Annotated in this window: 22 protein-coding genes and 1 tRNA gene; 17 read left to right on the top strand and 6 right to left on the bottom strand. The window is 46.8% G+C overall.

Annotated elements, in window-relative coordinates:
- From VB081_RS12300 to lepB, 8 genes are all read left to right on the top strand, one after another.
- Positions 1–1,557 (top strand): FGGY-family carbohydrate kinase (locus tag VB081_RS12300; RefSeq protein ID WP_323401090.1); only part of this gene is annotated, 1,557 nt, incomplete at its 5' end.
- Positions 1,558–1,584: 27 nt separating this feature from the next.
- A complete protein-coding gene (locus VB081_RS12305) occupies positions 1,585–2,775 on the top strand; it encodes a helix-turn-helix domain-containing protein (RefSeq protein WP_323401091.1) in 1,191 nt (396 codons plus the stop codon).
- An 80-nt stretch (positions 2,776–2,855) separates the two neighbouring features.
- Positions 2,856–3,359, top strand: coding sequence for a VOC family protein (locus VB081_RS12310; protein WP_323401092.1), 504 nt, complete (start codon positions 2,856–2,858; stop codon positions 3,357–3,359).
- A gap of 107 nt (positions 3,360–3,466) precedes the next feature.
- On the top strand, positions 3,467–4,045 hold the full coding sequence (locus VB081_RS12315) for a YcxB family protein (RefSeq protein WP_323401093.1): 579 nt from the start codon (positions 3,467–3,469) through the stop codon (positions 4,043–4,045).
- A gap of 101 nt (positions 4,046–4,146) precedes the next feature.
- Positions 4,147–5,052, top strand: coding sequence for a thioredoxin-disulfide reductase (gene trxB / locus VB081_RS12320; RefSeq protein WP_323401094.1), 906 nt, complete (start codon positions 4,147–4,149; stop codon positions 5,050–5,052).
- A gap of 28 nt (positions 5,053–5,080) precedes the next feature.
- Entirely contained in the window at positions 5,081–6,427 is a 1,347-nt protein-coding gene (gene glmM / locus VB081_RS12325) for a phosphoglucosamine mutase (protein ID WP_323401095.1), read from the top strand.
- 21 nt (positions 6,428–6,448) lie between these two features.
- Positions 6,449–8,275 carry a glutamine--fructose-6-phosphate transaminase (isomerizing) gene (glmS, locus tag VB081_RS12330; RefSeq protein ID WP_323401096.1) on the top strand — a complete coding sequence of 609 codons (1,827 nt, stop codon included), beginning with the start codon at positions 6,449–6,451 and terminating at the stop codon, positions 8,273–8,275.
- Between the two features lie 7 nt (positions 8,276–8,282).
- Positions 8,283–8,858 (top strand): signal peptidase I, encoded by a 576-nt coding sequence (gene lepB, locus VB081_RS12335; RefSeq protein WP_323401097.1) that lies wholly within the window; start codon positions 8,283–8,285, stop codon positions 8,856–8,858.
- A 43-nt stretch (positions 8,859–8,901) separates the two neighbouring features.
- Here lepB and VB081_RS12340 read toward each other — a convergent pair whose 3' ends face one another.
- Both VB081_RS12340 and VB081_RS12345 read right to left on the bottom strand, forming a co-directional pair.
- Positions 8,902–9,417, bottom strand: a complete 516-nt coding sequence (locus VB081_RS12340; protein WP_323401098.1) for a putative signal transducing protein — start codon at positions 9,415–9,417, stop codon at positions 8,902–8,904.
- A gap of 3 nt (positions 9,418–9,420) precedes the next feature.
- The gene (locus tag VB081_RS12345; protein ID WP_323401099.1) at positions 9,421–11,826 is read right to left on the bottom strand and encodes an HAD-IC family P-type ATPase; all 2,406 of its coding nucleotides are present in this window, start codon (positions 11,824–11,826) and stop codon (positions 9,421–9,423) included.
- 179 nt (positions 11,827–12,005) lie between these two features.
- Between VB081_RS12345 and gcvH the strand changes: the two genes are divergently transcribed.
- Together gcvH and VB081_RS12355 are read left to right on the top strand one after the other, a co-directional pair.
- Positions 12,006–12,392: a glycine cleavage system protein GcvH gene (gene gcvH / locus VB081_RS12350; RefSeq protein WP_323401100.1), complete on the top strand. Its 387-nt coding sequence runs from the start codon at positions 12,006–12,008 to the stop codon at positions 12,390–12,392.
- An 80-nt stretch (positions 12,393–12,472) separates the two neighbouring features.
- Positions 12,473–12,549: transfer RNA gene (locus VB081_RS12355), tRNA-Val, on the top strand.
- Between the two features lie 142 nt (positions 12,550–12,691).
- On the opposite strand, the gene VB081_RS12360 is transcribed toward VB081_RS12355, so the two are convergent.
- The 3 genes from VB081_RS12360 to VB081_RS12370 all read right to left on the bottom strand — a co-directional run bounded on the left by VB081_RS12360 (position 12,692) and on the right by VB081_RS12370 (position 16,717).
- The gene (locus VB081_RS12360) at positions 12,692–15,250 is read right to left on the bottom strand and encodes a DEAD/DEAH box helicase (protein ID WP_323401101.1); all 2,559 of its coding nucleotides are present in this window, start codon (positions 15,248–15,250) and stop codon (positions 12,692–12,694) included.
- Positions 15,247–16,155 (bottom strand): HamA C-terminal domain-containing protein, encoded by a 909-nt coding sequence (locus VB081_RS12365; RefSeq protein WP_323401102.1) that lies wholly within the window; start codon positions 16,153–16,155, stop codon positions 15,247–15,249. Before VB081_RS12365 ends, VB081_RS12360 begins: the two co-directional genes overlap by 4 nt.
- Before the next feature lie 178 nt (positions 16,156–16,333).
- Positions 16,334–16,717 carry a helix-turn-helix domain-containing protein gene (locus tag VB081_RS12370; protein ID WP_323401103.1) on the bottom strand — a complete coding sequence of 128 codons (384 nt, stop codon included), beginning with the start codon at positions 16,715–16,717 and terminating at the stop codon, positions 16,334–16,336.
- Positions 16,718–17,073: 356 nt separating this feature from the next.
- On the opposite strand from VB081_RS12370, the gene VB081_RS12375 reads away from it, so the two are divergent.
- From VB081_RS12375 to VB081_RS12405, 7 genes are all read left to right on the top strand, one after another.
- The gene (locus tag VB081_RS12375) at positions 17,074–17,553 is read left to right on the top strand and encodes an SLOG family protein (protein WP_323401104.1); all 480 of its coding nucleotides are present in this window, start codon (positions 17,074–17,076) and stop codon (positions 17,551–17,553) included.
- Between the two features lie 30 nt (positions 17,554–17,583).
- On the top strand, positions 17,584–17,799 hold the full coding sequence (locus VB081_RS12380) for a hypothetical protein (protein ID WP_323401105.1): 216 nt from the start codon (positions 17,584–17,586) through the stop codon (positions 17,797–17,799).
- A 137-nt stretch (positions 17,800–17,936) separates the two neighbouring features.
- On the top strand, positions 17,937–18,575 hold the full coding sequence (locus tag VB081_RS12385; RefSeq protein ID WP_323401106.1) for a TetR/AcrR family transcriptional regulator: 639 nt from the start codon (positions 17,937–17,939) through the stop codon (positions 18,573–18,575).
- The gene (locus VB081_RS12390; RefSeq protein ID WP_323401107.1) at positions 18,572–19,681 is read left to right on the top strand and encodes a radical SAM/SPASM domain-containing protein; all 1,110 of its coding nucleotides are present in this window, start codon (positions 18,572–18,574) and stop codon (positions 19,679–19,681) included. The genes VB081_RS12385 and VB081_RS12390 overlap by 4 nt, the downstream gene beginning before the upstream one ends.
- A 66-nt stretch (positions 19,682–19,747) precedes the next feature.
- The gene (locus tag VB081_RS12395; RefSeq protein WP_323401108.1) at positions 19,748–20,308 is read left to right on the top strand and encodes a nitroreductase family protein; all 561 of its coding nucleotides are present in this window, start codon (positions 19,748–19,750) and stop codon (positions 20,306–20,308) included.
- A gap of 206 nt (positions 20,309–20,514) precedes the next feature.
- The gene (locus VB081_RS12400; protein WP_323401109.1) at positions 20,515–20,727 is read left to right on the top strand and encodes a cold-shock protein; all 213 of its coding nucleotides are present in this window, start codon (positions 20,515–20,517) and stop codon (positions 20,725–20,727) included.
- 72 nt (positions 20,728–20,799) lie between these two features.
- Positions 20,800–21,462 carry an HAD family hydrolase gene (locus VB081_RS12405; protein WP_323401110.1) on the top strand — a complete coding sequence of 221 codons (663 nt, stop codon included), beginning with the start codon at positions 20,800–20,802 and terminating at the stop codon, positions 21,460–21,462.
- On the opposite strand, the gene VB081_RS12410 is transcribed toward VB081_RS12405, so the two are convergent.
- Positions 21,459–21,914, bottom strand: a complete 456-nt coding sequence (locus tag VB081_RS12410) for a hypothetical protein (RefSeq protein ID WP_323401111.1) — start codon at positions 21,912–21,914, stop codon at positions 21,459–21,461. The genes VB081_RS12405 and VB081_RS12410 overlap by 4 nt on opposite strands.
- Positions 21,915–22,069: the final 155 nt, after the last annotated feature.

Here is a 22,069-nt window from a genome sequence, read left to right on the forward strand (position 1 = left end):
GAAAAACGTATGGGATATTTGATGGGCATCGACATCGGTTCGACGACGATCAAGGCGGTGGTATATGACGACAGGGGCAATCATATTGCGTCCGGATCGCAGCAGACCCCGCTGACATATGATAAAAAACAACCGGCATGGTGTGTATGGGAGCCGCAGCGGATCTGGGATTGTGTCGTGTATTCAATTATGGAAGCGCTTTCCAAGCTCCCCGACCCGCACACGGTCACTGCGCTTGCGGTGACGGGGTTCGGCATGGACGGGCTGCCGCTTGACGCAGAGGGCAAACCGCTTTACCCGATCATATCGTGGCATTGCCCGCGGACGATACCGCAAAGCGAGGCGCTTTCAAAAAAGGCTGGTGCAAAGTATATTTTCGAACAGACGGGAAAGCAGGTACAGTCGATCGACAGTGTTTACCGTATGATGTGGATGCAGGAGAATCATCCACAGATCATGGAACAGACGAAAACATGGCTGCTGATCGAAGACTTTGTGAACTTTATGCTCTGTGGGGAGATGGCAACAGATTATTCGATGGCAACTACAACGTCCGTATTTGATGTGAAAACTCACGAATGGTGTAAATCATTGATCGATCAGGCGGGCGTGCCGGATACGATCTTTCCGCATCCGCGGCAGGCGGGACACGTGCTGGCAGAGGTGTTGCCTATGGTAGCGCGGCAGACGGGGCTTTCCCCGCAGACAAAAGTCGTTTTGGGCGGTCATGATTATATTTGCGGCGCGCTTGCGGTGGGCGCGATCGATGAGGGCGTGCTGATGGACATTACCGGAACGTGGGAGATGGTGGTGCAGGCTTCCGCAAAAGCAGATACATCGGAGCAGATTTTTAACAGCGGTTTTTATATCGAAGGGCATGTCGTGCCTGAGCGCTACTGCTACGTCGGATGTACGGTGAGCGGAGATATGACGGAATGGCTGAAAAAGAATCTGGCGGCGGAAGAAAAATTGATCGCGGAAACGCAGGGCATCGGCATATGGGACGCGATCACACAGGCGTGCGGGCAGTCTGTCGCGGGCAGCAGGGGATGTATATTTTTACCGCATTTTTCGGGCGCGGGAACGCCGTATCATGATGCGGATTCTATGGGGGCGTTTTTGGGGATGCACAATCAAATACGCAATCAGGATATGATCAGGAGCGTGATAGAAGGCCTCAACTACCAGTTCAGGATGATGGTGGATGCGTTTGCGGGGAACTGCCTTGGAGAGGCGCAAAAAATAGTGGCGATCGGCGGGGCGACGCGCAACGGGTTCTGGATGCAAAACAAGGCGGATGTTGTGGGCTGCCGGTTGGAAGTCCCCGCGATCTATGAAGCGACGCCGCTCGGAGCCGCTATGGTCGCGGGGATGGGCACGGGCGTTTTTAAGGATGCGCGTGAAGCGGTAGAGGCTGTCAGGAAAGATGTTGTGGTATATGAACCGGATCGCGCGGCGCATGAAATCTATGAGGAGTATTATCAGAATATTTATTGCAAGCTGCAATTTGTTTTGAAGGACATCAACAGGGAAATTTCCAAAAGGGTAAGGCAATAACAGCACGACCGGAAAGGACAGGGCGATATGCACGGCAGCATCGTGAACAAAGGCCTGACAAATTGTATTTATATCAACTCCCTGACAGGGATCGATTGTTTTTTGCTGGACATGGACACCAGAAAGATATTGAACCCAAGTTGGCGACGGCAAACGTTTTGCGGTATGTGTGGTTTTTATAAGTGTGTGCCCGAGGCGATCCATACCTATGGCTGCAATGAAGCGTACCGCCTGCAGGAAACGCATTCGTTCTATTGCCCGCTGGGGCTCACGATGGTGGCAGGCTACATTTGCGACGAAACGGGAGCGTTGGCCGGCGGGATCACGGTCGGGCCGGTCGTGCGGGAAACGACAGATGGGACGGACGCCCCGGAGCCGAAAGGCAGCCCGCCGCTTACAGGGCTGGTCGTATTTGACGAAGAACGGCTGGCACGTCTGAAAAAACTGGTCGGCGCAGTGTCCGCTTTTTCTACAGAAAAGGAATTGAAGCAGGCTTCCGCAAGCTATCGGCGGGAGGAGGAGCGGAAAAAACCGGTGCGGCATTTCCCCAAAAAGAACCGCGGTATTTCTGTCGCAGGGTATGGAGATATGCTGCGGGATCTGATTTTTGCAAAAAACAAAAGAGGGGTACAGGAATTCACCCGACAGCTGCTGGAGGGGATATATCAGGGAAACTGCCGGGACGTGGGGCAATATAAGCTTGCCGCAATGGAACTGCTGACAGAGATTTTAAGGATATCGGTGGAGACGGGAACAAGCGCGCAAAATGTTTTTGAACAAAATTATTACCACATCAAACGGATCAGCCGGTTTCAGACAGCCATACAGATCAAGGAATGGATACTGCCCGTCGTTTATCGTATGATTGACCATGCGTTTGATTTTATGCAGGAACGAAAATCAAACATCATATTCCACATCAAAAAATATATTAAAAAGCAGTATCGCACAAAAATCACGCTGAGCGATATTGCGGGACATGTCCATCTGAATAAAACATACCTGAGCGAATTATTCAATGAAGAAACGGGTGAGGCGATCACTGCCTATATCAACAGGGTACGTGTCATTGCGGGAAAAGACCTGCTGCGCGACACGGCATATTCTATCGCCGAGGTGGCGTACCGCTGCGGATTTGAAGACCAGAGCTATTTTACCAAGGTATTTAAGCAAATCACCGGGATTCCGCCGTCAAAATTCCGTAAAATGGCACAGTGAAGTATGAGCGAATAAGCTTTTTATAAGCGCGTGCGGATATGCTATAATAAGAAAAAACGCACTGTGGAAAAGAGGTAAGAATGATGAAAAAAGACTGGGATATCATGCAGGTGTGCATCGTTGTGAAAGACCTGAAAAAGTATTGTAGGAATTATTGGGAGAAGATGGGCATTGGTCCGTGGACGCTTCGTCATTTTTCCAATGAGACGTTGCGGGATTATAAAGTCGATGGCAAAGTGGTCGATGAGGAATTCGATTTTTATATCGGCTTGTGTCAGGTGGGACGCACAGAGATCGAGATCATCCAGCCGATCAAGGGGCCGAACTGTTACTGGAGGTTTCTGGAAGAAAAGGGCGAAGGCCTGCATCATGTAAAGGCGGCGATCAAAGAAGACGAGATCAGCGACGTGGTCGCTATGTTCGAAAGCAACGGGGAGCCGATTTTGCAAACGGGCTGGTGCAGTGGGGATTTCCACGCATATCCCGATACGCAGGCAGACCTTGGCATGATGTTTGAGGTAGGCGTTCCGGGAGAGATCGACGTGCCGTACGAACTGTATCCGCCGGAAGCTGTGGAAAAATAAAAAGCGAGTGAAAAAAGCGCCTTGCCAGCTCCATGCTGACAAGGCCTTTTTTATGGATTTTTGTAAGGATTTGGTGTAAAATATAAGGCAGTATCGGAGGGGCGGATATGCAGGAGATAAAATTTACGACCACAACGGATTTTCAGATATTCAAGGATTACTGGATGTTTTCTTTGTTCGAGAAAAAGGGCCCGAACGGCAAAATGAACGCCTTTGCAAAGTTTGTGACGGTTTTGTGCGTGCTCATCGGCATTGCGCTCGTGCTGCTCATATGCAACTATACGCTGCTTGATAACGCGATGGGCGTTGTGCCGGTGATCCTTTTAGGCGCGGTCGTGGCGGCGTTTGTATCCTGCTATATCACTGTGACGAGGACGCAGCCCAAAAGACAGTATAAGGCGGTACAGCAGGCGGTGGAAAACCCGCAGAAATATACCTTCACGCAGGACAAGATGGAAGTGCGCGAGTATGACGCGGAGGAGGACAGGGAAACGCTTGCGGAATTTTCGTACGACGATCTGGTGTATGGCTATGAAACGCCTACGGCATTTTACCTGTTTATCAACGATATCAACGCGTTCCTGATCCCTCAAAAACAACTCGAGGGCATCACGCCGGGCGAATTCGCCGCGTTTTTAAGAGAAAAGCTGGGCGAGCGGTATTTGAAAAGCAAAAAGTGCAGTTAAAGAGAGCGGACGACTGTTTATTGATAGCCGAATAGACAGGAACCGTGTTTTTCCTGTATAATAGTGTTTGGCATAAAGCCTTTTTAAGGAGATGTGACAAAATGTATGATGTGATTATTGCAGGCTCCGGCCCGGCAGGGCTGACCGCGGCGATCTACGCTTGCAGGAGCGGCCTTAAAACGCTGCTCGTGGAGCGTGCGTTTGCGGGCGGACAAATGGCGATCAGCCATATGATCGACAACTATCCGGGGTTTGAGCATGAAGTGACGGGCGCGGCGCTTGCCAACAGCATGAAGCTGCAGGCACAGAGATCGGGCGCGGATATGGTCACCGAGGAGATCAGGTCTTTTGAGCTTTTGGGAGACGTAAAGAAGATCGAGACAAGTAAAAATACCTATGAAGGAAAAGCCGTTATCCTCGCGATGGGCGCAGAGCCGAAAAAGCTTTGTATCCCCGGGGAAGAGGAGATGATCGGCGCAGGCGTTTCTTATTGTGCGACGTGTGACGGCGCTTTTTTCCGTGACGGAGAGGTCGCGGTGATCGGCGGTGGAAATACGGCGGTGGAAGACGCGTTGTATTTGGCGAAGTTTTGTAAAAAAATATATCTGGTGCACCGCAGGGATGCGTTCCGGGCGAGCCCTTCGCTGGTGGCGGCGGCAAAGGAAACAGACAATATCGAATTTGTGCTGGATAGCATCGCCTTGTCGGTAAACGGGGAATATGCGGTGCAGAGCTTGTCTGTTCGGAACAGCAAGACAGAGGAAGAACGCCAGCTCTTTGTGACAGGCGTCTTTTTTGCCGTGGGGCAAATACCCAAGACAAAGCTGATCGAAGGACAGGTAGAGCTTGACGAAGCGGGATACATCCGGTCGGACGAAGGCTGCAAGACAAACGTTCGAAATGTGTTTTGTGCGGGGGACATCCGTACAAAGCCGCTCAGGCAGATCGTTACGGCTGTGGCCGACGGCGCAGTAGCGGCAACGGCTGCGTTGGGGTTTGAAATATAATTTATTGAAGATAGAGTGAGGATAACAAATGGCGAGACTTTTTGGTACGGATGGGGTGCGCGGCATTGCCAATGAAAAACTGACGTCAAAGCTGGCGTATGATTTGGGGCGTGCGGGCGCTTATTGCCTGACCAATGAGATACACAGTGCAAAAATACTGATCGGCAAGGATACGCGCGGCTCGGGTGATATGCTCGAATCGGCAATGGTGGCGGGCATTTGTTCCGCGGGCGCGGAGGCGGTCGTCGCCTGTACGCTTCCCACCTCGGCGATCGCTTATCTGACGCGGCATTCCGGCTATGACGCGGGGGTCGTGATCTCCGCATCGCATAACACGGTGGAATACAACGGCATCAAGTTTTTCAATTCCAGCGGATACAAACTGGCGGACGAGATAGAAGACCGTATCGAAAATATCATTCTGAATGATGCGGAAGAAATACCGCAGCCTACGGGCAAGAAGATCGGACGACGGGTACGCCTCAAAAAAGCGGCGCAGGACTATATCGATTTTGTGGTGGAAACAACGGACGTGAGCCTGGAGGGTTTAAAGATCGTCCTTGACTGTGCGAACGGCGCGGCGAGCGAGGTAGCGCCTTGGATATTTAAGCTTTTAGGGGCGGAGGTTATTCCGTATTATAATACGCCGGACGGCAACAACATCAATGAGAATTGCGGGTCTACGCATCCGGATCAGTTGTCGCGGCTGGTCTTGGAGCTGGGTGCTGATCTGGGACTTGCGTTTGATGGCGACGCCGACCGCCTGATCGCGGTGGACGAGCACGGCAGCATCGTGGATGGGGATAAGATCATGGCGATCAGCGCGCTTGATATGAAAAGGCGCGGCACACTGCAAAAGGATACGGTGGTCGCGACCGTGATGAGCAACATGGGCATGGAAATGATGCTTAAGGAAAACGGGATCACGATGGTGCGTTCAGACGTCGGAGACCGTTATGTACTGGAGGAGATGCTGCGGGACGGATATAATTTCGGCGGCGAGCAATCCGGACATATTATTTTTCTCGACCATAGCACGACGGGGGATGGGATTCTGTCGGGCGTGCAGCTTGCGGCGGTGATGAAGCGTGAAGATATGCCGCTTGCGCGTCTTGCGCGGCCGGTGAGTATCTACCCGCAGGTGCTTGTGAACGCAAAGGTGAGCGACGATAAAAAACACGATTATGAAACGGACGAAATGATCGCGGACGAGATCAAAAAATTGGAGCAGGAATTCCACGGCGAGGGCAGGGTGCTCATCCGTACGTCGGGGACAGAGCCGCTTGTGCGTGTGATGATCGAGGGAAAAGACAAGGACGCGATCACAAAGCACGCGGTTAAGATGGGTAAGCTGATCGAACAACGCTTGAAATAGGAAAGAGAGAATACAGGGGATATGTGTGGAATTGTTGGATATGCAGGCGATAAAAATGTGATCCCGGTACTGATCGGCGGACTGCAAAAGCTTGAATACCGCGGATATGATAGTGCGGGCGTAGCCTATCTTGATGGCAAAAAGATGAACGTCATCAAAGAGAAAGGCAAGCTGATCGGCTTAGAGAAACTGGTGGAAGGCAAATGCGCGGAGCATACGATCGGGATCGGACATACGCGCTGGGCGACGCACGGCGAACCGAGCTGCGCAAATGCGCATCCGCATATCAATACGGTGGGCGACCTGGCGATCGTACACAATGGAATCATTGAGAACTATCTGCAATTAAAGGAATCATTGGAAAGAAAAGGGATACGGTTCGTGTCGCAGACGGACACGGAAGTGATCGTACACCTGATCCACTACTATCTGAAAGACGACCTTAAGGAAGCGGTATCGACGGCGATCTCTAAGCTGAAGGGAAGCTATGCGCTGGGCGTGATCAGCGAACGGTTCCCGGACGAGATCGTGGCGGTCAGGCATGACAGTCCGCTTGTTGTGGGGCTGGGAAAAGGCGAGAACCTGATCGCCTCGGATATCCCGGCGATCCTCGAGTATACGCGCGATGTGTACTTCCTCAACAACGGGGAGATCGCGGTCATCAAAAAAGATAAGGTCGAGCTTTACGACGAGGTGCTAAACCCGATCGCGTGCGAGCCGTATACTGTGGAATGGGACGTTTCACAAGCGGAAAAAGCAGGTTACCCGCACTTTATGATCAAGGAGATCGAGGAACAGCCGCGCGTGCTGGCGGACACGATGAATCCGCGCATAAAGGACGGGGAAGTGTGCTTTGACGAGGTAGGCCTCACGGACGAAGCGCTGAAAAACATCAAAAAAATTACTATTATTGCATGCGGTACGGCCTATCATGCGTCATATGTGGGTAAATATATCATCGAGCGGTTTGCGCGTGTGCCGGTGGAAGTAGAGATCGCTTCGGAATTCCGCTACAAGAATCCGATCATGGATAAGGATGATTTTGTGATCGTCGTCAGCCAGTCGGGAGAGACGGCGGATACCATTGCCGCGCTGCGCGAAGCACAGAAGCGAGGTGCGTACGTGATGGCCATTGCCAATGTGGTGGGCTCCACCGTTGCGCGCGAGGCGGACAGCGTTCTTTATACGCGTGCTGGCATGGAGATTGCGGTGGCATCCACAAAGGCGTATACGACGCAGCTGATGTGCCTGTACCTCTTTTGCCTAAAGCTTGCTTACGCAAAGGGCGAGATGACACAGGAGGAATACCGTGCGAATGTGCAGGAGTTGGCCTCTATCCCTGACAAGGTTGCCGCGATCCTTGAGCAGAAGGATTTGCTGCAGAAGTTTGCCTATGAGCATTTTACGGAAAAAAGTGTTTTCTATATCGGGCGCGGGCTTGACTATGCGCTGGCAATGGAAGGGTCGCTCAAGCTAAAGGAGATCAGCTATATCCATTCCGAGGCGTATGCCGCGGGAGAGCTCAAGCATGGCACGATCGCGCTGATCGAGCAAGGGACGCTTGTCGTCGCGGTACTGACACAGGGAGAGCTGATCGAAAAGGCGCTGAGCAACGTCAAAGAAGTAACGGCGCGCGGAGCTGTCGTACTTGTGATCACACAGGAAAAATATAAGGATAAGGCCAAAGATGTGGCGGATAAGCTGATCGCGATCCCGGATTGCGAAGATTTTACGGCCACGATGACCTCGATCATCCCGATGCAGATATTTGCTTATTTTATGGCAGTACAGAAGGGATGCGATGTGGACAAACCGAGGAATCTGGCAAAGAGCGTCACAGTGGAATAGTGAGTATATGGAAGAAAAGAAAAGCCGCGTAGGCAGCCGTGTCAAACGCAGCAGGAGTGAAACAAACGGAAAAAAGAGAGCGGTATGGGGCTGGGTTTTTGCGATCGTGATCGCGGTCGTGGCTGCGTTCTTGATCCGTGCGTTTTTGTTCGAGATCATCATGGTGGATGGCCCGTCTATGCAGCCGACGCTGCACACGGACGAACGCCTTGCCGTGGAAAAGGTGACGCGGTACGGCGGGCTTCCCCAGCGCGGGGAGATCATTATCGTACACTATCCGGATGGGACGAACCGCAACTATGTGAAGCGCGCGATCGGTCTGCCGGGCGAGACGGTGGAGATCAAAGACAGCACAGTTTATATTGACGGACAGCCTCTTTCAGAGGAGTATGTCAGCCCTGATCCATATCAGGATATGCCTGCTGTGGTCGTGCCTGAAAACAGCGTTTTTGTGATGGGCGACAACAGGGCGAATTCGATGGACAGCAGAATGGTCGGCGCGATCCCGCACGGCCAGATCGTCGGGCATGCGGTGGCAGTCATTTTCCCGTTCGACGAATGGCGGGGGCTCAATAACTGGTAAAAGAACAAATAGAAAACGGGACTGTTTATCAGCAGTCCCGTTTTTATTGAATTGGAAATTGAGATAAAAGCCAGATGATCCAGAGAAGCGCCCCGATGCCGATCGGAATGCCGAGGAAAAGGACCAATGCACGGTTGCGCGGTCGCTGGAAAAACGAAAGCTCCTTTTCGAAGTCGTCTTCCGCAAAGTCTGCATCTGCGTCCTCCGTGGCTGCAGCGGACAGGAAACCCTCTAAGAATTCCTGCGCACGGGCAAGATCTGCTTCGTCCACATACAGCTTTTTTCCGTACACGGAATATCCGGAATAGATACTGACATAATTGCCTGCAAGCGTCTCGTCGCGCACAAGGACGGGAATGCCCTCCTGCTCTAAAAGATTGGCGATCAGCTTGCTTTGCAGGTCGTCCGTTTTGTGCAGCAGCACCGGACGCATGGCATGCGGCGGGTCGTCTTCTACAGCAGGCGTGACGGCAAGCGCGTCGACAAGCGTGCACCCGCAGTCGGCACATACGGTATAGCCTTCGTCATATTCGTCATGACATTGCGGACAAAAAGGCATGGATCACACATCCTTTCGTTTGTCGTTTTCCTTTTCTTTTTTCTCCAGACGATCCATGATCTTTTTTTGTTGCTTTTTCATCAGCACTGAGAATGCGCCCTTGGTGACTAAGTGCTCGATGCCCTTCATGATGAACGGCATCAGTATGACGATGACGCCGATCACGATGATCTGGGGCAGGCTGAGCGGAGAGATATCGAAGAAGCCGCGCAGGAAAATGAGACACAGCACAAATACACCGATAGAGCTGCCCAGTATGATCTTGCGCGCGGTGGTGAACGGTCGGCTCACCTTGACGACGACCCACAGGCCTGCCGCAACGGCGAGCATCATGCACATGGTAGATACGGATTCGGGCGAATATTGGAAGACGCCGCCGAGCAGGTCGACCATCAGGATACTGATGACCACGCACAGTCCGCCTGGAAGCGATTTTTCCAGAATACTGATCAAGAAGTGCTTCTCGATGGGTGCATAATTCGGTTCCAGTGCAAGGAAGAATGCCGGGAAACCGATGTTGACAAAGCTGATGAGCGTCAGCTGCAGCGGCGTGAACGGATAGCTGCTGTCCACCAAAATGAGCGTCATCAGGGCGATCAGCACGGCGTATACCGTTTTTGTGATAAACAATGTAGCCACGCGCTGGATGTTGTTGATAACCTTGCGCCCTTCGTTCACGATGGAAGGCATGGTCGCAAAATTGGAATCCAATAGTACGAGGTTGGAAATATTTTTGGCGGCATCGCTGCCCGAGGCCATGGCAATGCTGCAATCGGATTCCTTTAAAGCAAGTACGTCATTGACGCCGTCGCCCGTCATGGCAACGGTATGATCCTGCCTTTTGAGCGCGGCGATCAGTTCTCTTTTCTGGTTAGGCGTTACGCGGCCGAATACGCTGTATTTTTGCGCCGCCTCGTCGATCTTTTCAGGCGTATCGAGCGTGGTTGCGTCTATCGCTTCCGGATTTTTTACGCCCGCGCGGCGCGCAATGGCGCTTACCGTAACAGGGCTGTCGCCGGATATGATCTTGATATCCACTTTTTGCTGTTCAAAGAAGGCAAGCGTTTCCGCCGCGTCAGCGCGGATACGGTCGGCGATCATGATAAAAGCGAGTGGATGCATGCCTTGCGGGACTTTGTTATCCTCCGCAAAATAGTCGCTGTGCGCAAGCACAAGCACCCGGTAACCGTCCTGTGCGTATTCGTCCGGGTCAATGCCTTCAAACGGCTCTGGAAAAATGAATTCGTATGCGCCGAGAAGATAGGTGCCGCGATCTTCAAAGGCTACGCCGCTATACTTGCGCGCCGAAGAAAACGGGATGATATGCTTGACGGAATAATCGAAACGTTTTCCAAATTTCTCACGAATGGCGTTCATGGTGGCATTATCATCCTGCAGCGCACCTGCCATATTGGCAAGCAGGTTGGGAATATCCGCCTTGCGCAGCTCTACGACGTCCTCCACCTGCATGCGGCCTTCGGTGATGGTACCTGTTTTATCCAGACACAACACATCAACGCGCGCAAGCGTTTCGATGCAGTACAGATCCTGTACCAGCGCGTGTTTTGTGGCGAGGATGACCGCGCTTGTGGCAAGGGAAATACTGGTCAGTAAGATGAGGCCTTCCGGGATCATGCCGATGAGCGCGCCGACAGTCTTGACGGTGTTATCGGCGATGGGCAGCCCGACCGCCAGCCACTGCTTTAAGAACAGAAGGACGCCGATCGGAACGATGATGATGCTGATGATCTTTAATATCTTATTGAGGGCGCTCCGCAATTCAGAATGGCGTTTTTTGGTGACCTTGGCATCCGCGGAAATTTTATTGGCGTAATTATCGAGACCGACATGCTCTACGCGCGCATAGGCGTTGCCAGACACGACAAAGCTGCCGGAATAAAGAAAATCGCCGGGAGATTTGACGATGATGTCAGATTCGCCGGTGATCAATGATTCGTTTACCTCGAGCGTTCCTTCGAGCAGGAGGCTGTCCGCGCTGATCTGGTTTCCTGTTTTTAAGAGCATGATGTCGTCAAGCACAAGGTCTGTGACGTTTAAGGTGCTTTCCTGGCAATCCCGCACGACCGTGACCTTGGCCGTGACGAGAACGGAAAGCTTGTCCAGTGTTTTCTTTGTGGTGAGCTCCTGCACAAGACCGATGATCAGGTTGCCGACGACGACAAGCAGGAAAACAAGTTCCTTGATGTAGCCGGTCATAACGATGAGCACGGTGAATATTGCGTTCAGGACGTTAAAAAACGTCAGGAAGTTATCCTTGAATATCTGCCGGTAAGTCTTCGTCGTGTGTGTGTTATATGCATTGGTAAGTCCCTGATCGATACGTGTTTTGACCTGCTCTTGCGTCAGACCGGATTTACACGGCGATTCATAGCGTGAGATATCTGCCATAACGTTCCTTTCGATAATAATAATTGTAGTGTTATTATATCATATTTCATGAGTTATGTATGAAGAAAGGCAAACGATTTTATGACGAAATAATAAAAATTTGCGATAATTGGATTGAAACAATGTTTAGTCGTTTATAAAAGGAAACAATAAAGCTCATAGCTGGGAGATGATAAGCAATGAACGCACCGGAAAACCTGAGATATACGCAAACGCATGAGTGGATCGCTTTTACACAGGATGGAAAGGCAAAAATAGGCATCACCGATTATGCACAGCAGGTGCTGGGCGACGTTGTCTATGTGAGTCTGCCGCATTCCGGCGAAGAATATAAAAAAGGCGATATTTTTGCGGACGTGGAATCTGTAAAAACAGAAGCGGAGATATATATGCCGATGGACGGCAAGATTTTGACGGCGAATATGGCTTTAGTAGAACAGCCGCAGCGGGTCAATGAGGACGCATATGGCTCGTGGCTCGTGGAGGTGCGCGGCTTAAAGGATGAGGGATTGCTGGGCGCGGCGGAATATGAAAAATTCGTAGAGGCGCTCAGTACAAACGGATAAAAAAAAAGAGTGGAAAATATCCGCTCTTTTTTGATAAAAGCTTTTGCATGACATTAAAAATGTGGTATAATATTCCTCACGGAGGCATAGCTCAGTTGGTCAGAGTACCTGCTTCACATGTAGGGGGTCGCTGGTTCGAGCCCAGCTGTCTCCACCACATCGGTCATATCCGAACCTTTTCTTTTTAGATGGAGTGTTCGGAATGACAATCAGTTTAAAGGACAGGCGGTAAGCCTGTCCTTTTGTGTAAATTATTCTGTTTGTTAAGACTAGTAAACTTTATATGCTCAAAAATTCATTTAAAGACCCCATTCGAATATTTCAGCTAATTCTTTATATTCATCATAAAAACTTTCTTGATCAATTTCTTTTTGTAATTGCTTTTCATCAAAATCAACGACCATTTCGTTACTGAAATGCAGACATTTTGAATGATGCTTGATAACAAAATCTGCCAAGTGCCGAGGAAGCCCTAAAGTCTGGAGTTCGATAATAAGTGGATTGGTGGTTCCATATTCCAGATAATCTACCCACCGTGCACCTGTGTCTTTTTCACCAAGTCGTGAACTAACAATTAAACTGTAATTTAACAGATAATTTTTTATTTTAAACCGCAGGGCTGTGTCTATATCGGACATTAAATTATTAATCACAATATTGATATGCATTTTTTCATTACCACTAAAGGAGATGTAATTCCCTTGATGAAAAATTTGTCCTTTTCCTTCGTAATATCTAATCAGATTGTTAATAATCATATTTAATGGCGTGCCTTGAATCCATGAGTACATAAGGACAGAAAAGTATTGTAAACGCGCACGATCTCTTGCCATTGGATTACGTCCACCTGATTCTTCAATTTCCCAATTGTATGTATCATAAAGAACTTCCAAAATATTTTGACAGGAATCTTTTGTTATCTCTTTGGGCAGAGGTTCTATTTGATTAGACTTCCACAAAGCGTTTTGATATTTTGGCTTAATTATAGAACACTGCTCAAGTATTGACAATGGGATTTCGTTAGACTTCGATACGGTGCTTAGTATTTGTTTCGCCATTTTATTTTTTTTCAAAAAGTTGTTGATTAGAATAGAATCATTTTTTCCTATCTGATGGACGTATAAAAGATTAGAATAATGATTCCAAATATCTTTTTCAGTTTGAGAAACATTTTGCTTGGTGAAAGAAATATTCTGGATCGCATTTCCTAAATTTGTGTAGAAATTTTTTTCACCTTTTATTATTGATGGCAATATGTTCTCAATTGTTTTTTTTCGTACCACGTTTAAATCTTTTTCTGGATTATCCCAACGGTTTTTCTTATTCGTTGCACGGACGCATATGATATTTCCGCTCATCTCTTTACTTAGTCGTCCTGCTCGCCCTGCTAAATTCCAAAAATCTATATCGCTAAATTTGCTCATACCAATAGCATTATTAAGAATAAATATATTTTTCGCTGGTAAATTTACTCCTTCTAAAAGTGTTGAGGTACAAAACACATAATCTATTAGTCCTTTTGAAAATAAAGATTCAACTTGTTCCCGTATGCGTTGTGGCAAACGACCAAAATGAAAAGCAACTCCATGCCTTAAACAATCAATTAAATAGTAGTCTTTATGCACAAAAGTCTTTGTGAGCTTAATCAACTCTTCTATTTCATCATTTGTCTTTATTGGCAATTTTTGAGAAAATCTAAGGGCATAATCAATTGTATCGTCAATAGTATTACAATAAACTATATTCTGACAATCTTTTCCTAATTTTGTAAAAAGCTTTCCTAAATACCCCGACTCCTTACTGGCATCATAGGCAATAAATATTTCCTTTCCAGTGTCCGAGAAAAGCGTTGCTTTGTTTGTAATAAAATCAATATAATATCTATTTTGCGCAACTGGTGAATCCTGAATCACCATCGATTCATCTTGGCTTTTTTCAAATAATTGCAAAAAAACTTCCGCATTAGGAATAGTGGGAGAAGCAAAAAACAAGTTTACACTTTTCCTTTCAGCCAAAAGGATAGCATGATAATAAAGTGGAGCACGCGAATCTTTTTTAGAAACAATTTTATGTGCTTCGTCAATAAACATATATGTAACAACTGGATTACTGTTTTCGGATATATATGATATCCATCTTTCGGGGGTAAACACAAAAATATACTTATAGTCTTTTGATTGATACATTGGAGGAACAACTGGATGAGTTAATACCTTGTATTTTGTATTTCTAATTTCCTGCTTTAACTTTTTACTTACTTGGTTTATTAGCGCTCTTGTAGGTACTAAAATAACCATGTTATCTGCTGAATTGCGTTCTTCAATAATATGATTTATGAACGCCTCCATTATAAAAGATTTACCAAATGATGTCGGGCCAGAAAAACTATAGTGATTACTATTTTTTAGTTTTTCAAATAAGTCATATTGTGCATTGGTAAAAATTTTCCCCTCAAAAGGTGATGCTTGATATGTTTCCTTAACAACCTTTTCCAATAAAATTTCGGTCGTAGAATACGCATTATTTTGTTTGGCAAGCAATGACAAAGCAGGAAATATCCCTAATTTAGTAAGCACCGCATCCGCACAACATTTAAAAAACGGTTCATCATTATAAAAGTCATATAAGAGGCTAATAATTTTGTATGCTTTATTTCTGCCCTCGGCTATTTCACTGCGGCACAATATATCTGCAAATCGCAAAATATCGTGATATTCTTTGTCGGAAAATGTTATCGTTTCATCCGAACATTGAACGTCAAAAAAATGATTCGCATAATTTGTTTCTGCCTTAACCAATAAGTCATCTAAGTAAGGGTCAGATAAAGCTTTTGAGATCAATTTATTAAACCAGCTCATGTCATTAACTTCCTCAGAATATCTTTTCTATTTTGGTTTAAATCGGTAAATGGTAGTATGTAAATATGAAAACAATGCCCACTCAAATCATTATTTACAATATGCTTATCTATCAATGCAATTTTTCCTGTGATTTCATCAAGTACCGCTTTTTTTATTTTTTCGCTACATTCATCATTAGGCAATTTTTTGTCGCTTGCAGTTATTGATATTTCATAGCCTATGAAAATTCCAAAAGCATCATCTACTCGGAAATGATCATCCTTTTTGGGATAAATTAAGTTGCTAATAAATTCAGTGTCTTCTGTAGAAAAGGTTTCCTTAATCAAATTATCGCTAATAAGAGACTTCTCATAATTTATACCGCTTTTTTCCTCACCATCTTCATTGATTTCATATTTAAAATTAGCAATAGATGAAAAGGCATCTCTTATTGCGGTCGCAGGATCTTGTATTGTTTTTGATTCACCAAAAATTAGTTGATAGTTGCCGTTAGGCAATTTTAAATAATGAACACCGTCAGAACCATTTACATATAAACTGGTTGATGTTTTTAATTCTAATTTTGTTAATATCTTAGGCGCACTAAGATGACATTCCAAAAAAGCGTAAAGAAGAAGTTCGCCCAACTCGCCAGTGTTTTTACAATGATTTACAAAATGAGAAACTGCCTTTTTGGTTAGCGTATGAGGTTTGTTTGAATATTTTTCTTGAACTTTTCGCGAAACTGAATAAGAAATCACTGGTTCCAATAAATTTCGAACCAAGAGATCATAGTCAAAAGAATTTGCATTCATTTTTAGAATATAGAGGTTGAGCTTATTCTTTCCATACTCATCAGTACTAATTGTCGTCAAATGCTCAAATGAATCTAGGAAAGAAGAATCTGGCACACTTAGACGCATGGTACACCTCCGAAGAAGCAATAATTTATTTTATTATAGCATAATTATGAAATTATTATAATCTACTAAAAGTGACCATATAAGGTGCGTCCGTCGCCAAAGCGTTTGTATTATACCAAAATCTGTTAAAATATAAGTTGATTTTAAAGAACTCATGGTTAAATAACAAAAAGGGCTATTAGCCCTTTTTGTTATGATAATCTGAATAAGTGGCAAACAAGGTTTTGATCTTATTTCGATCAACGATATTAAGAACATCATAAATCATTGTGATATCTTCAGCCTGATATTTTTCCAGTAATAAATGTAAAAGCATTTCAGCCGACTTGTTTCCACTGAAATCGTCTTTAAAGAAATCAGAAAGCGTTAAATCAAAATGTCTGCATAGCGCATCTAATTTATCCACACTCGGCAATGACCTCTCATTAACCAAATTGCTAATAAAATTTGCACCAAAACCCAATATCTGACTCAAAGCAGTTTGATTCTTGATATTGTTCACTTTTAGTAATTCGCGCACCCTGTTAGCAATAAAATGCTTTAATTCATTATTTCTATCCATAATTCAAGTATAATTTTATAACAAGCAACAATAACACAGCCAACTAATTAAATATATTGTGTTTTCGCACATAATTATGTGTTATAATTATTTTGTGCTTAATATTAAGTTTACATTATATAATTGCAATAATGGGTTAAAATGCTTCTATCAGGCTAATTTTAATACATGTTCGGTATAGGATAGACATAATAGTGTGTAGGAAGGATATGACTGCGAGCTCAATAAAAGTCTGAGAGCATAATATATTCTTGCTCTGGCAAGACACTGATGCTGTGAAATAATCAATATCTGCTCAAATTGTATTCTTCCTAACACACTAACACTATTCTTTGCATATAAAGGTCGTATATGTTATGAGAAAAATAAAAGGAGCTTGCGGGATATGGGGTAATTGCACAATCCCGCAAGAGAAAATCGAAATTTTTAAGCAACAAATCAAAAAGCAACTGTTAGAAAAAATTGAGCAGCGCTGCAACGATTTTTTTGTTATCTTTACAAATCAGGCAGATATGCTTTTTATGGATGTGGCACTTGAACTGCAAAAAGAATATCAAATCACGATCAGAATATTGATCCCTTTTTTCAAATGGATGGATACATTAAGTGAAAACGAACGCCAAAAACGGGAAAAGTATTTATGCCTAATAGATGAACCATGTTGTTTCTGCGCCGATAAAGCGTATCACGATATTATGTCTATCTGCTCTTGCTCGCTTGTTGATTACTGTGATAATTTGCTGATCATTTGCGATGGGCAACCAAACGACGCAACAGTCGGCATGATCACACTTGCGGAATTTCTTGACTATAAAACTGAATATATCAGACTGTAAAATAATGTGCCAGAGAAACAAGGTGAGGAAATGACCGACGATAAGCACAGAAAAATACTGGAAGCGCGTATGAATGCCGCATATAACGATATGGAAAAAAAGCGGACTAAGCTATCGCGGTGCCTGATGATTGCCACGGTGTCTTTGGCCGCCAGCGCCCCATATGAAGTATGGAAGCTGTCGGAATATGATCTGATATTTAAAAACGAGGATACAGGAGAAGTGTACGAGCTGAAACTGGTTTAGCAACACACAATGGAATAAGCGTAAGAAATCCCCCAAAGCGCAGTCAGTTGCCTGGGGGATTTTCATGTCCAGATAGTTGACAAGCTAGCGAACACTAGCTATAATTGAGCTAGTGAATACTAGCCATGGAGGAGAACATGGAAAAGCGCGATACGAAACAATTGATTTTACAAGAGGCGTTGAGCCTCTTTTCTGTACGGGGCTATGATGGCGTGTCGGTCAAGGATATCGCGAACGCCGTAGGGATAAAGGACAGTTCCCTTTACAAGCACTATAAGAGCAAGCAGGAAATATTTGCGGTGCTGCTTGAGGAGATGAACAGGCGTTTTGAGCGGACGGTTGCTTTTTATAAGCTGCCGCAGGGCGAGATAGATCAGGTTTACAGGCAGTACGGGGAAAATGATCTGGAATGGCTGAAAAAAGCGGTGGAGGCAATGTTTTTGTTTTTTCTCGACGATCCTTACGCGAATCAGTTCATTCATCTGCTGATGATCGAGCAATATAAAAACAATGAGGCGGCAAAGCTTTTTGAGGAATGGATGATCGACGGGGCGCTTGGGTTCCAGACGGCATTGTTTGAGCGGATGATGCAGGAGGGATTTTTTCGCAAGGCAGACCCGCAGGTGACCGCGCTGCAATTTTACGGCCCCATTTTTTTGCTTTTACTGATGTACGATTCCAAACCGGAAAGGCACAAAGAGGCGCTGCGGATGCTTGATTGCCACGTAGAGGAATTTGCATCCAACTATCATATTTCACATGGAGAAAATAAATGAATTTGAATCAATATATGAATGAAGGAATATCCCAGCTTTTAAAAACAGTTGGACGGTACCATCTCAATAACCCGAGGGGACTTGCGTTTTTGATGAAGACAGTACCGGAGATCAAAAAAAGCGCCAAGCGCCGTGACAGCAAAGAAAAAGAGGGACTGCATGTGCCGCCCTTTCTGATTGCGAGCGTGACTTCGCAATGCAACCTGCACTGTGCGGGCTGTTATTCGCGCGCGTCCGGCGCGTGCAGCGACGAAACAAGGCAGACTGCCGATATGGACGGACAGGCGTGGAGAAATATTTTTGCGCAGGCTTCGGGGCTGGGCGTTTCATTCATCATTCTTGCGGGCGGGGAGCCGCTGATGCGCAGGGATGTGATACTGGCTGCGACAGACTTCCCCAATATGGTCTTCCCTGTCTTTACCAACGGGACGCTGATCGATGAAGCGTACCTTGCCCTGTTTGAGCGTCACCGCAATCTGATCCCCGTGTTCAGTATCGAGGGGGATGAGCAGGCAACCGATATCCGGCGCGGGCAGGGTGCTTACCGTACAGTAGAAGACGTGATGCGGCACTTTGAAAAAAAGAAGATGCTGTTTGGAACCTCTGTCACGGTGACCAAAGAAAACATGGAGGAAGTGACGCAGGACAGCTTTGTGGAAGGCCTACGGAACCAAGGATGCGGCGTGTTGTTTTATGTGGAATATGTACCGATGCAGCAGGGGACGGAGCATCTGATGCTTAATGATAGGGACGTCAAGAAAATGCAGCGGATAACCACAAATTTGCGGGAGCGGTTTTCAGATATGATCGTTGTGTCGTTTCCGGGTGACGAGGAGGAGACGGGCGGGTGCCTTGCCTCGGGACGAGGTTTTTTCCATATCAGCGCGTCGGGCGGTGCGGAGCCTTGTCCGTTTGCACCGTATTCACAGATCGATCTAAAAAAAGATTCGTTGGAGGATGCGCTGCGCTCGGGATTCTTTATGGAGCTACGCAAGCTTGCCGCCCGTGCAGGGCACGACGGCGGCTGTACACTGTTTGCGCATAAAGACGAGGTGGTCGCGCTGTGCGACAAACAGCAGGGCGTTTTATGTGAAAGGGATGAATGAGGTTTCAATGAGAGGGGAAACTGGTATATAATAAGAAGGAAAATTGTTCACTGAAAGGATAAGTATATGGAATTTTTTGAACTCATTGAGGCAAGGGAAAGCTGCCGCCAGTATGCGGACAAGGAAGTAGAAGCGGAAAAAATTACAAAAATACTCGAGGCGGCACGACTTGCGCCCAGCGGATGCAACAGCCAGCCGTGGCATTTTACGGTCATTACGGAGGAGGGGGAAGCGGATAAGCTGCGCGAAATGGTCATAAACGGCGCGGAGGACGGAACATCCAAGCTGAATACCTTTGTAAAGACGGCGCCGGCCTTCATTGTGGTCAGTGAGGAAAAAGCAAAGCTTTTCCCTATGCCCGAGAAAAAATACGGCTCGCAGCGTTTTGCCCAGATGGACGTTGGACAGGCGACAGCGTATCTGACGCTGGCAGCAGCAGATTTGGGACTGGGAACCTGCTGCATCGGTATGTTCTGCGATCGCGAGGTAAAGGAGCTTATCAATGCGCCGCAGGAAAGTACGGTGCGTTTGGTTATTACGCTTGGATATCCGGCGGACGAAGGCAAACCGCCGAGACAAAAAGACAGGAAGGATTTGGGTGAGATTGTAGCCCAACACCACCGGTAGAAAAAACAGGCGGAAATTTTGACAGTTTGATCTATATTTAGCGCTGGACAAGCGGTTTTAAACATGTTAAAATAAATAGGTAATTTAGAGCACGAATTGATTTGACACGTCTGGTAATCATTTATTCGTTTAGATGAGTATCAGATATGTACTTTTTCATTCTGAGATCTCTGTTACAAATTTTTATTTTTTTGGGAGGTACCGGAATGAATAATGGTACAGTAAAATGGTTTAATGCAGAAAAAGGGTTTGGATTTATCACGAACGACGAAAGCGGCGAAGATGTATTCGTACATTTCTCTGCGATTCAGGCAGACGGTTACAAGTCCTTACAGGAAGGCCAGAAGGTTACTTTCGACATGGAGCAGGATACACGCGACAGCAGCAAAATGAGAGCTGTTAACGTAAATCCCGCGTAACTGACGTCATCTGACATCAAACGAAAAAAAGCATCCGGATTTCCGGATGCTTTTTTGTTAAGGAGTTTAACATTGATAAAAGCGGTTATTTTTGATTTAGACGGAACGTTGCTCGATACGCTCGCTTCCCTTGAAAAAACGGGAAACCAGATGCTGCGTGATCTTGGGTTTGCGGCGCAGGAAAGCGACAAATACCGGTATTTTGTGGGCGACGGGGCGGCAACGCTCGTGGAGCGGGCGCTTGTTGCGGCGGGAGACGCGCAACTTGTACATCTTGAGGAAGGGATGCGGCTGTTCCGCTCTTACTTTAAAGAGTGGTGCAGCTATGGAGTGCGCCCGTATGACGGCATTGTGGAACTGCTCGACACGCTGCGTAAAAAAGGCGTCAAAACAGCGGTGCTTTCCAATAAGCCGCATGCGCAGACCTTAGAAGTGATCGGCGAATACTTCGGCGGCGGGGCTTTTGAGATCGTGCGCGGACAAATGGACGACGTGCCCAAGAAGCCTGACCCGGCCGGCGCGAACCATATCGTGAAGGAACTGGGCATCCGGCCGGACGACTGCCTGTATGTGGGAGATACGGATGTGGACATGAAAACAGGGCTTGCGGCAGGGCTTTTTACGGTCGGCGTACTGTGGGGGTTTCGCACAGAGCGTGAGCTGCGCGAAAACGGCGCGATGGCTCTTGTGGAAAAACCAGATGGAATCCTTGACCTTGTAGGGCAGACGCGCTAAAGCTCTTCGATGTTGAACGGGTCGAAGTGCAGCGTATAGTTTTTATATTGGGTGCGTTGGCCGTAGATGCTGGAATAAACGTCAAGGCCGCGACGAAAAAACGGCTCGGATATTTCGAGAAAATCGCAGAATTCATCCCGCAGGCGAATGCCGCGGCGAAAAGCGGACACAAGCTTTTCTAGAGGCATGACCTTTAGGGTCGCCCAGCGGTCGGCAAGGTATTCGAAGCGCCCCTGCAGCTCGGGCTCTAACTCCAGCAGGTTGACAGGGCAGGTATACTGATGCCCCAGCTCATGCGCTTTGACGGCGTTTCTCTCCGCAGTATCTTTCAGCTTGCTGCTCAATATGATTGTGTCGTCCACGGTGAGCGCATTGAAATCGTTTTGAAAAGAGTGCGTTTTCAGCGTGACCCCAATATTTTTGATTTCTTCATCCAATAAGTCGTTCAGCATATGTTTATCCCCTTAATAAAAAGTATAGCACCTGGGGCTGTCGAATCTTGTCGCTCGCTGTAGGCATTTTGAAAAAATTGAAAAATATTCCATTGCCCAAAGGAACGCAGAGCGGCTATAATGAAAGGAACAATCGGAAAGGGACACAAGGCATT

The organism is Christensenella sp. (genome assembly GCF_034927525.1).
GTDB lineage: Bacteria > Bacillota > Clostridia > Christensenellales > Christensenellaceae > Christensenella.

What these genes read in the sequence shown, in the direction of transcription:
- VB081_RS12305 (WP_323401091.1), top strand. Translation starts at nt 1,585, where the DNA reads ATGCACGGCAGCATCGTGAACAAAGGCCTGACAAATTGTATTTATATC.
- VB081_RS12310 (WP_323401092.1), top strand. Translation starts at nt 2,856, where the DNA reads ATGATGAAAAAAGACTGGGATATCATGCAGGTGTGCATCGTTGTGAAA.
- VB081_RS12315 (WP_323401093.1), top strand. Translation starts at nt 3,467, where the DNA reads ATGCAGGAGATAAAATTTACGACCACAACGGATTTTCAGATATTCAAG.
- trxB (WP_323401094.1), top strand. Translation starts at nt 4,147, where the DNA reads ATGTATGATGTGATTATTGCAGGCTCCGGCCCGGCAGGGCTGACCGCG.
- glmM (WP_323401095.1), top strand. Translation starts at nt 5,081, where the DNA reads ATGGCGAGACTTTTTGGTACGGATGGGGTGCGCGGCATTGCCAATGAA.
- glmS (WP_323401096.1), top strand. Translation starts at nt 6,449, where the DNA reads ATGTGTGGAATTGTTGGATATGCAGGCGATAAAAATGTGATCCCGGTA.
- lepB (WP_323401097.1), top strand. Translation starts at nt 8,283, where the DNA reads ATGGAAGAAAAGAAAAGCCGCGTAGGCAGCCGTGTCAAACGCAGCAGG.
- VB081_RS12340 (WP_323401098.1), bottom strand. Translation starts at nt 9,417, where the DNA reads ATGCCTTTTTGTCCGCAATGTCATGACGAATATGACGAAGGCTATACC.
- VB081_RS12345 (WP_323401099.1), bottom strand. Translation starts at nt 11,826, where the DNA reads ATGGCAGATATCTCACGCTATGAATCGCCGTGTAAATCCGGTCTGACG.
- gcvH (WP_323401100.1), top strand. Translation starts at nt 12,006, where the DNA reads ATGAACGCACCGGAAAACCTGAGATATACGCAAACGCATGAGTGGATC.
- VB081_RS12360 (WP_323401101.1), bottom strand. Translation starts at nt 15,250, where the DNA reads ATGAGCTGGTTTAATAAATTGATCTCAAAAGCTTTATCTGACCCTTAC.
- VB081_RS12365 (WP_323401102.1), bottom strand. Translation starts at nt 16,155, where the DNA reads ATGCGTCTAAGTGTGCCAGATTCTTCTTTCCTAGATTCATTTGAGCAT.
- VB081_RS12370 (WP_323401103.1), bottom strand. Translation starts at nt 16,717, where the DNA reads ATGGATAGAAATAATGAATTAAAGCATTTTATTGCTAACAGGGTGCGC.
- VB081_RS12375 (WP_323401104.1), top strand. Translation starts at nt 17,074, where the DNA reads ATGAGAAAAATAAAAGGAGCTTGCGGGATATGGGGTAATTGCACAATC.
- VB081_RS12380 (WP_323401105.1), top strand. Translation starts at nt 17,584, where the DNA reads ATGACCGACGATAAGCACAGAAAAATACTGGAAGCGCGTATGAATGCC.
- VB081_RS12385 (WP_323401106.1), top strand. Translation starts at nt 17,937, where the DNA reads ATGGAAAAGCGCGATACGAAACAATTGATTTTACAAGAGGCGTTGAGC.
- VB081_RS12390 (WP_323401107.1), top strand. Translation starts at nt 18,572, where the DNA reads ATGAATTTGAATCAATATATGAATGAAGGAATATCCCAGCTTTTAAAA.
- VB081_RS12395 (WP_323401108.1), top strand. Translation starts at nt 19,748, where the DNA reads ATGGAATTTTTTGAACTCATTGAGGCAAGGGAAAGCTGCCGCCAGTAT.
- VB081_RS12400 (WP_323401109.1), top strand. Translation starts at nt 20,515, where the DNA reads ATGAATAATGGTACAGTAAAATGGTTTAATGCAGAAAAAGGGTTTGGA.
- VB081_RS12410 (WP_323401111.1), bottom strand. Translation starts at nt 21,914, where the DNA reads ATGCTGAACGACTTATTGGATGAAGAAATCAAAAATATTGGGGTCACG.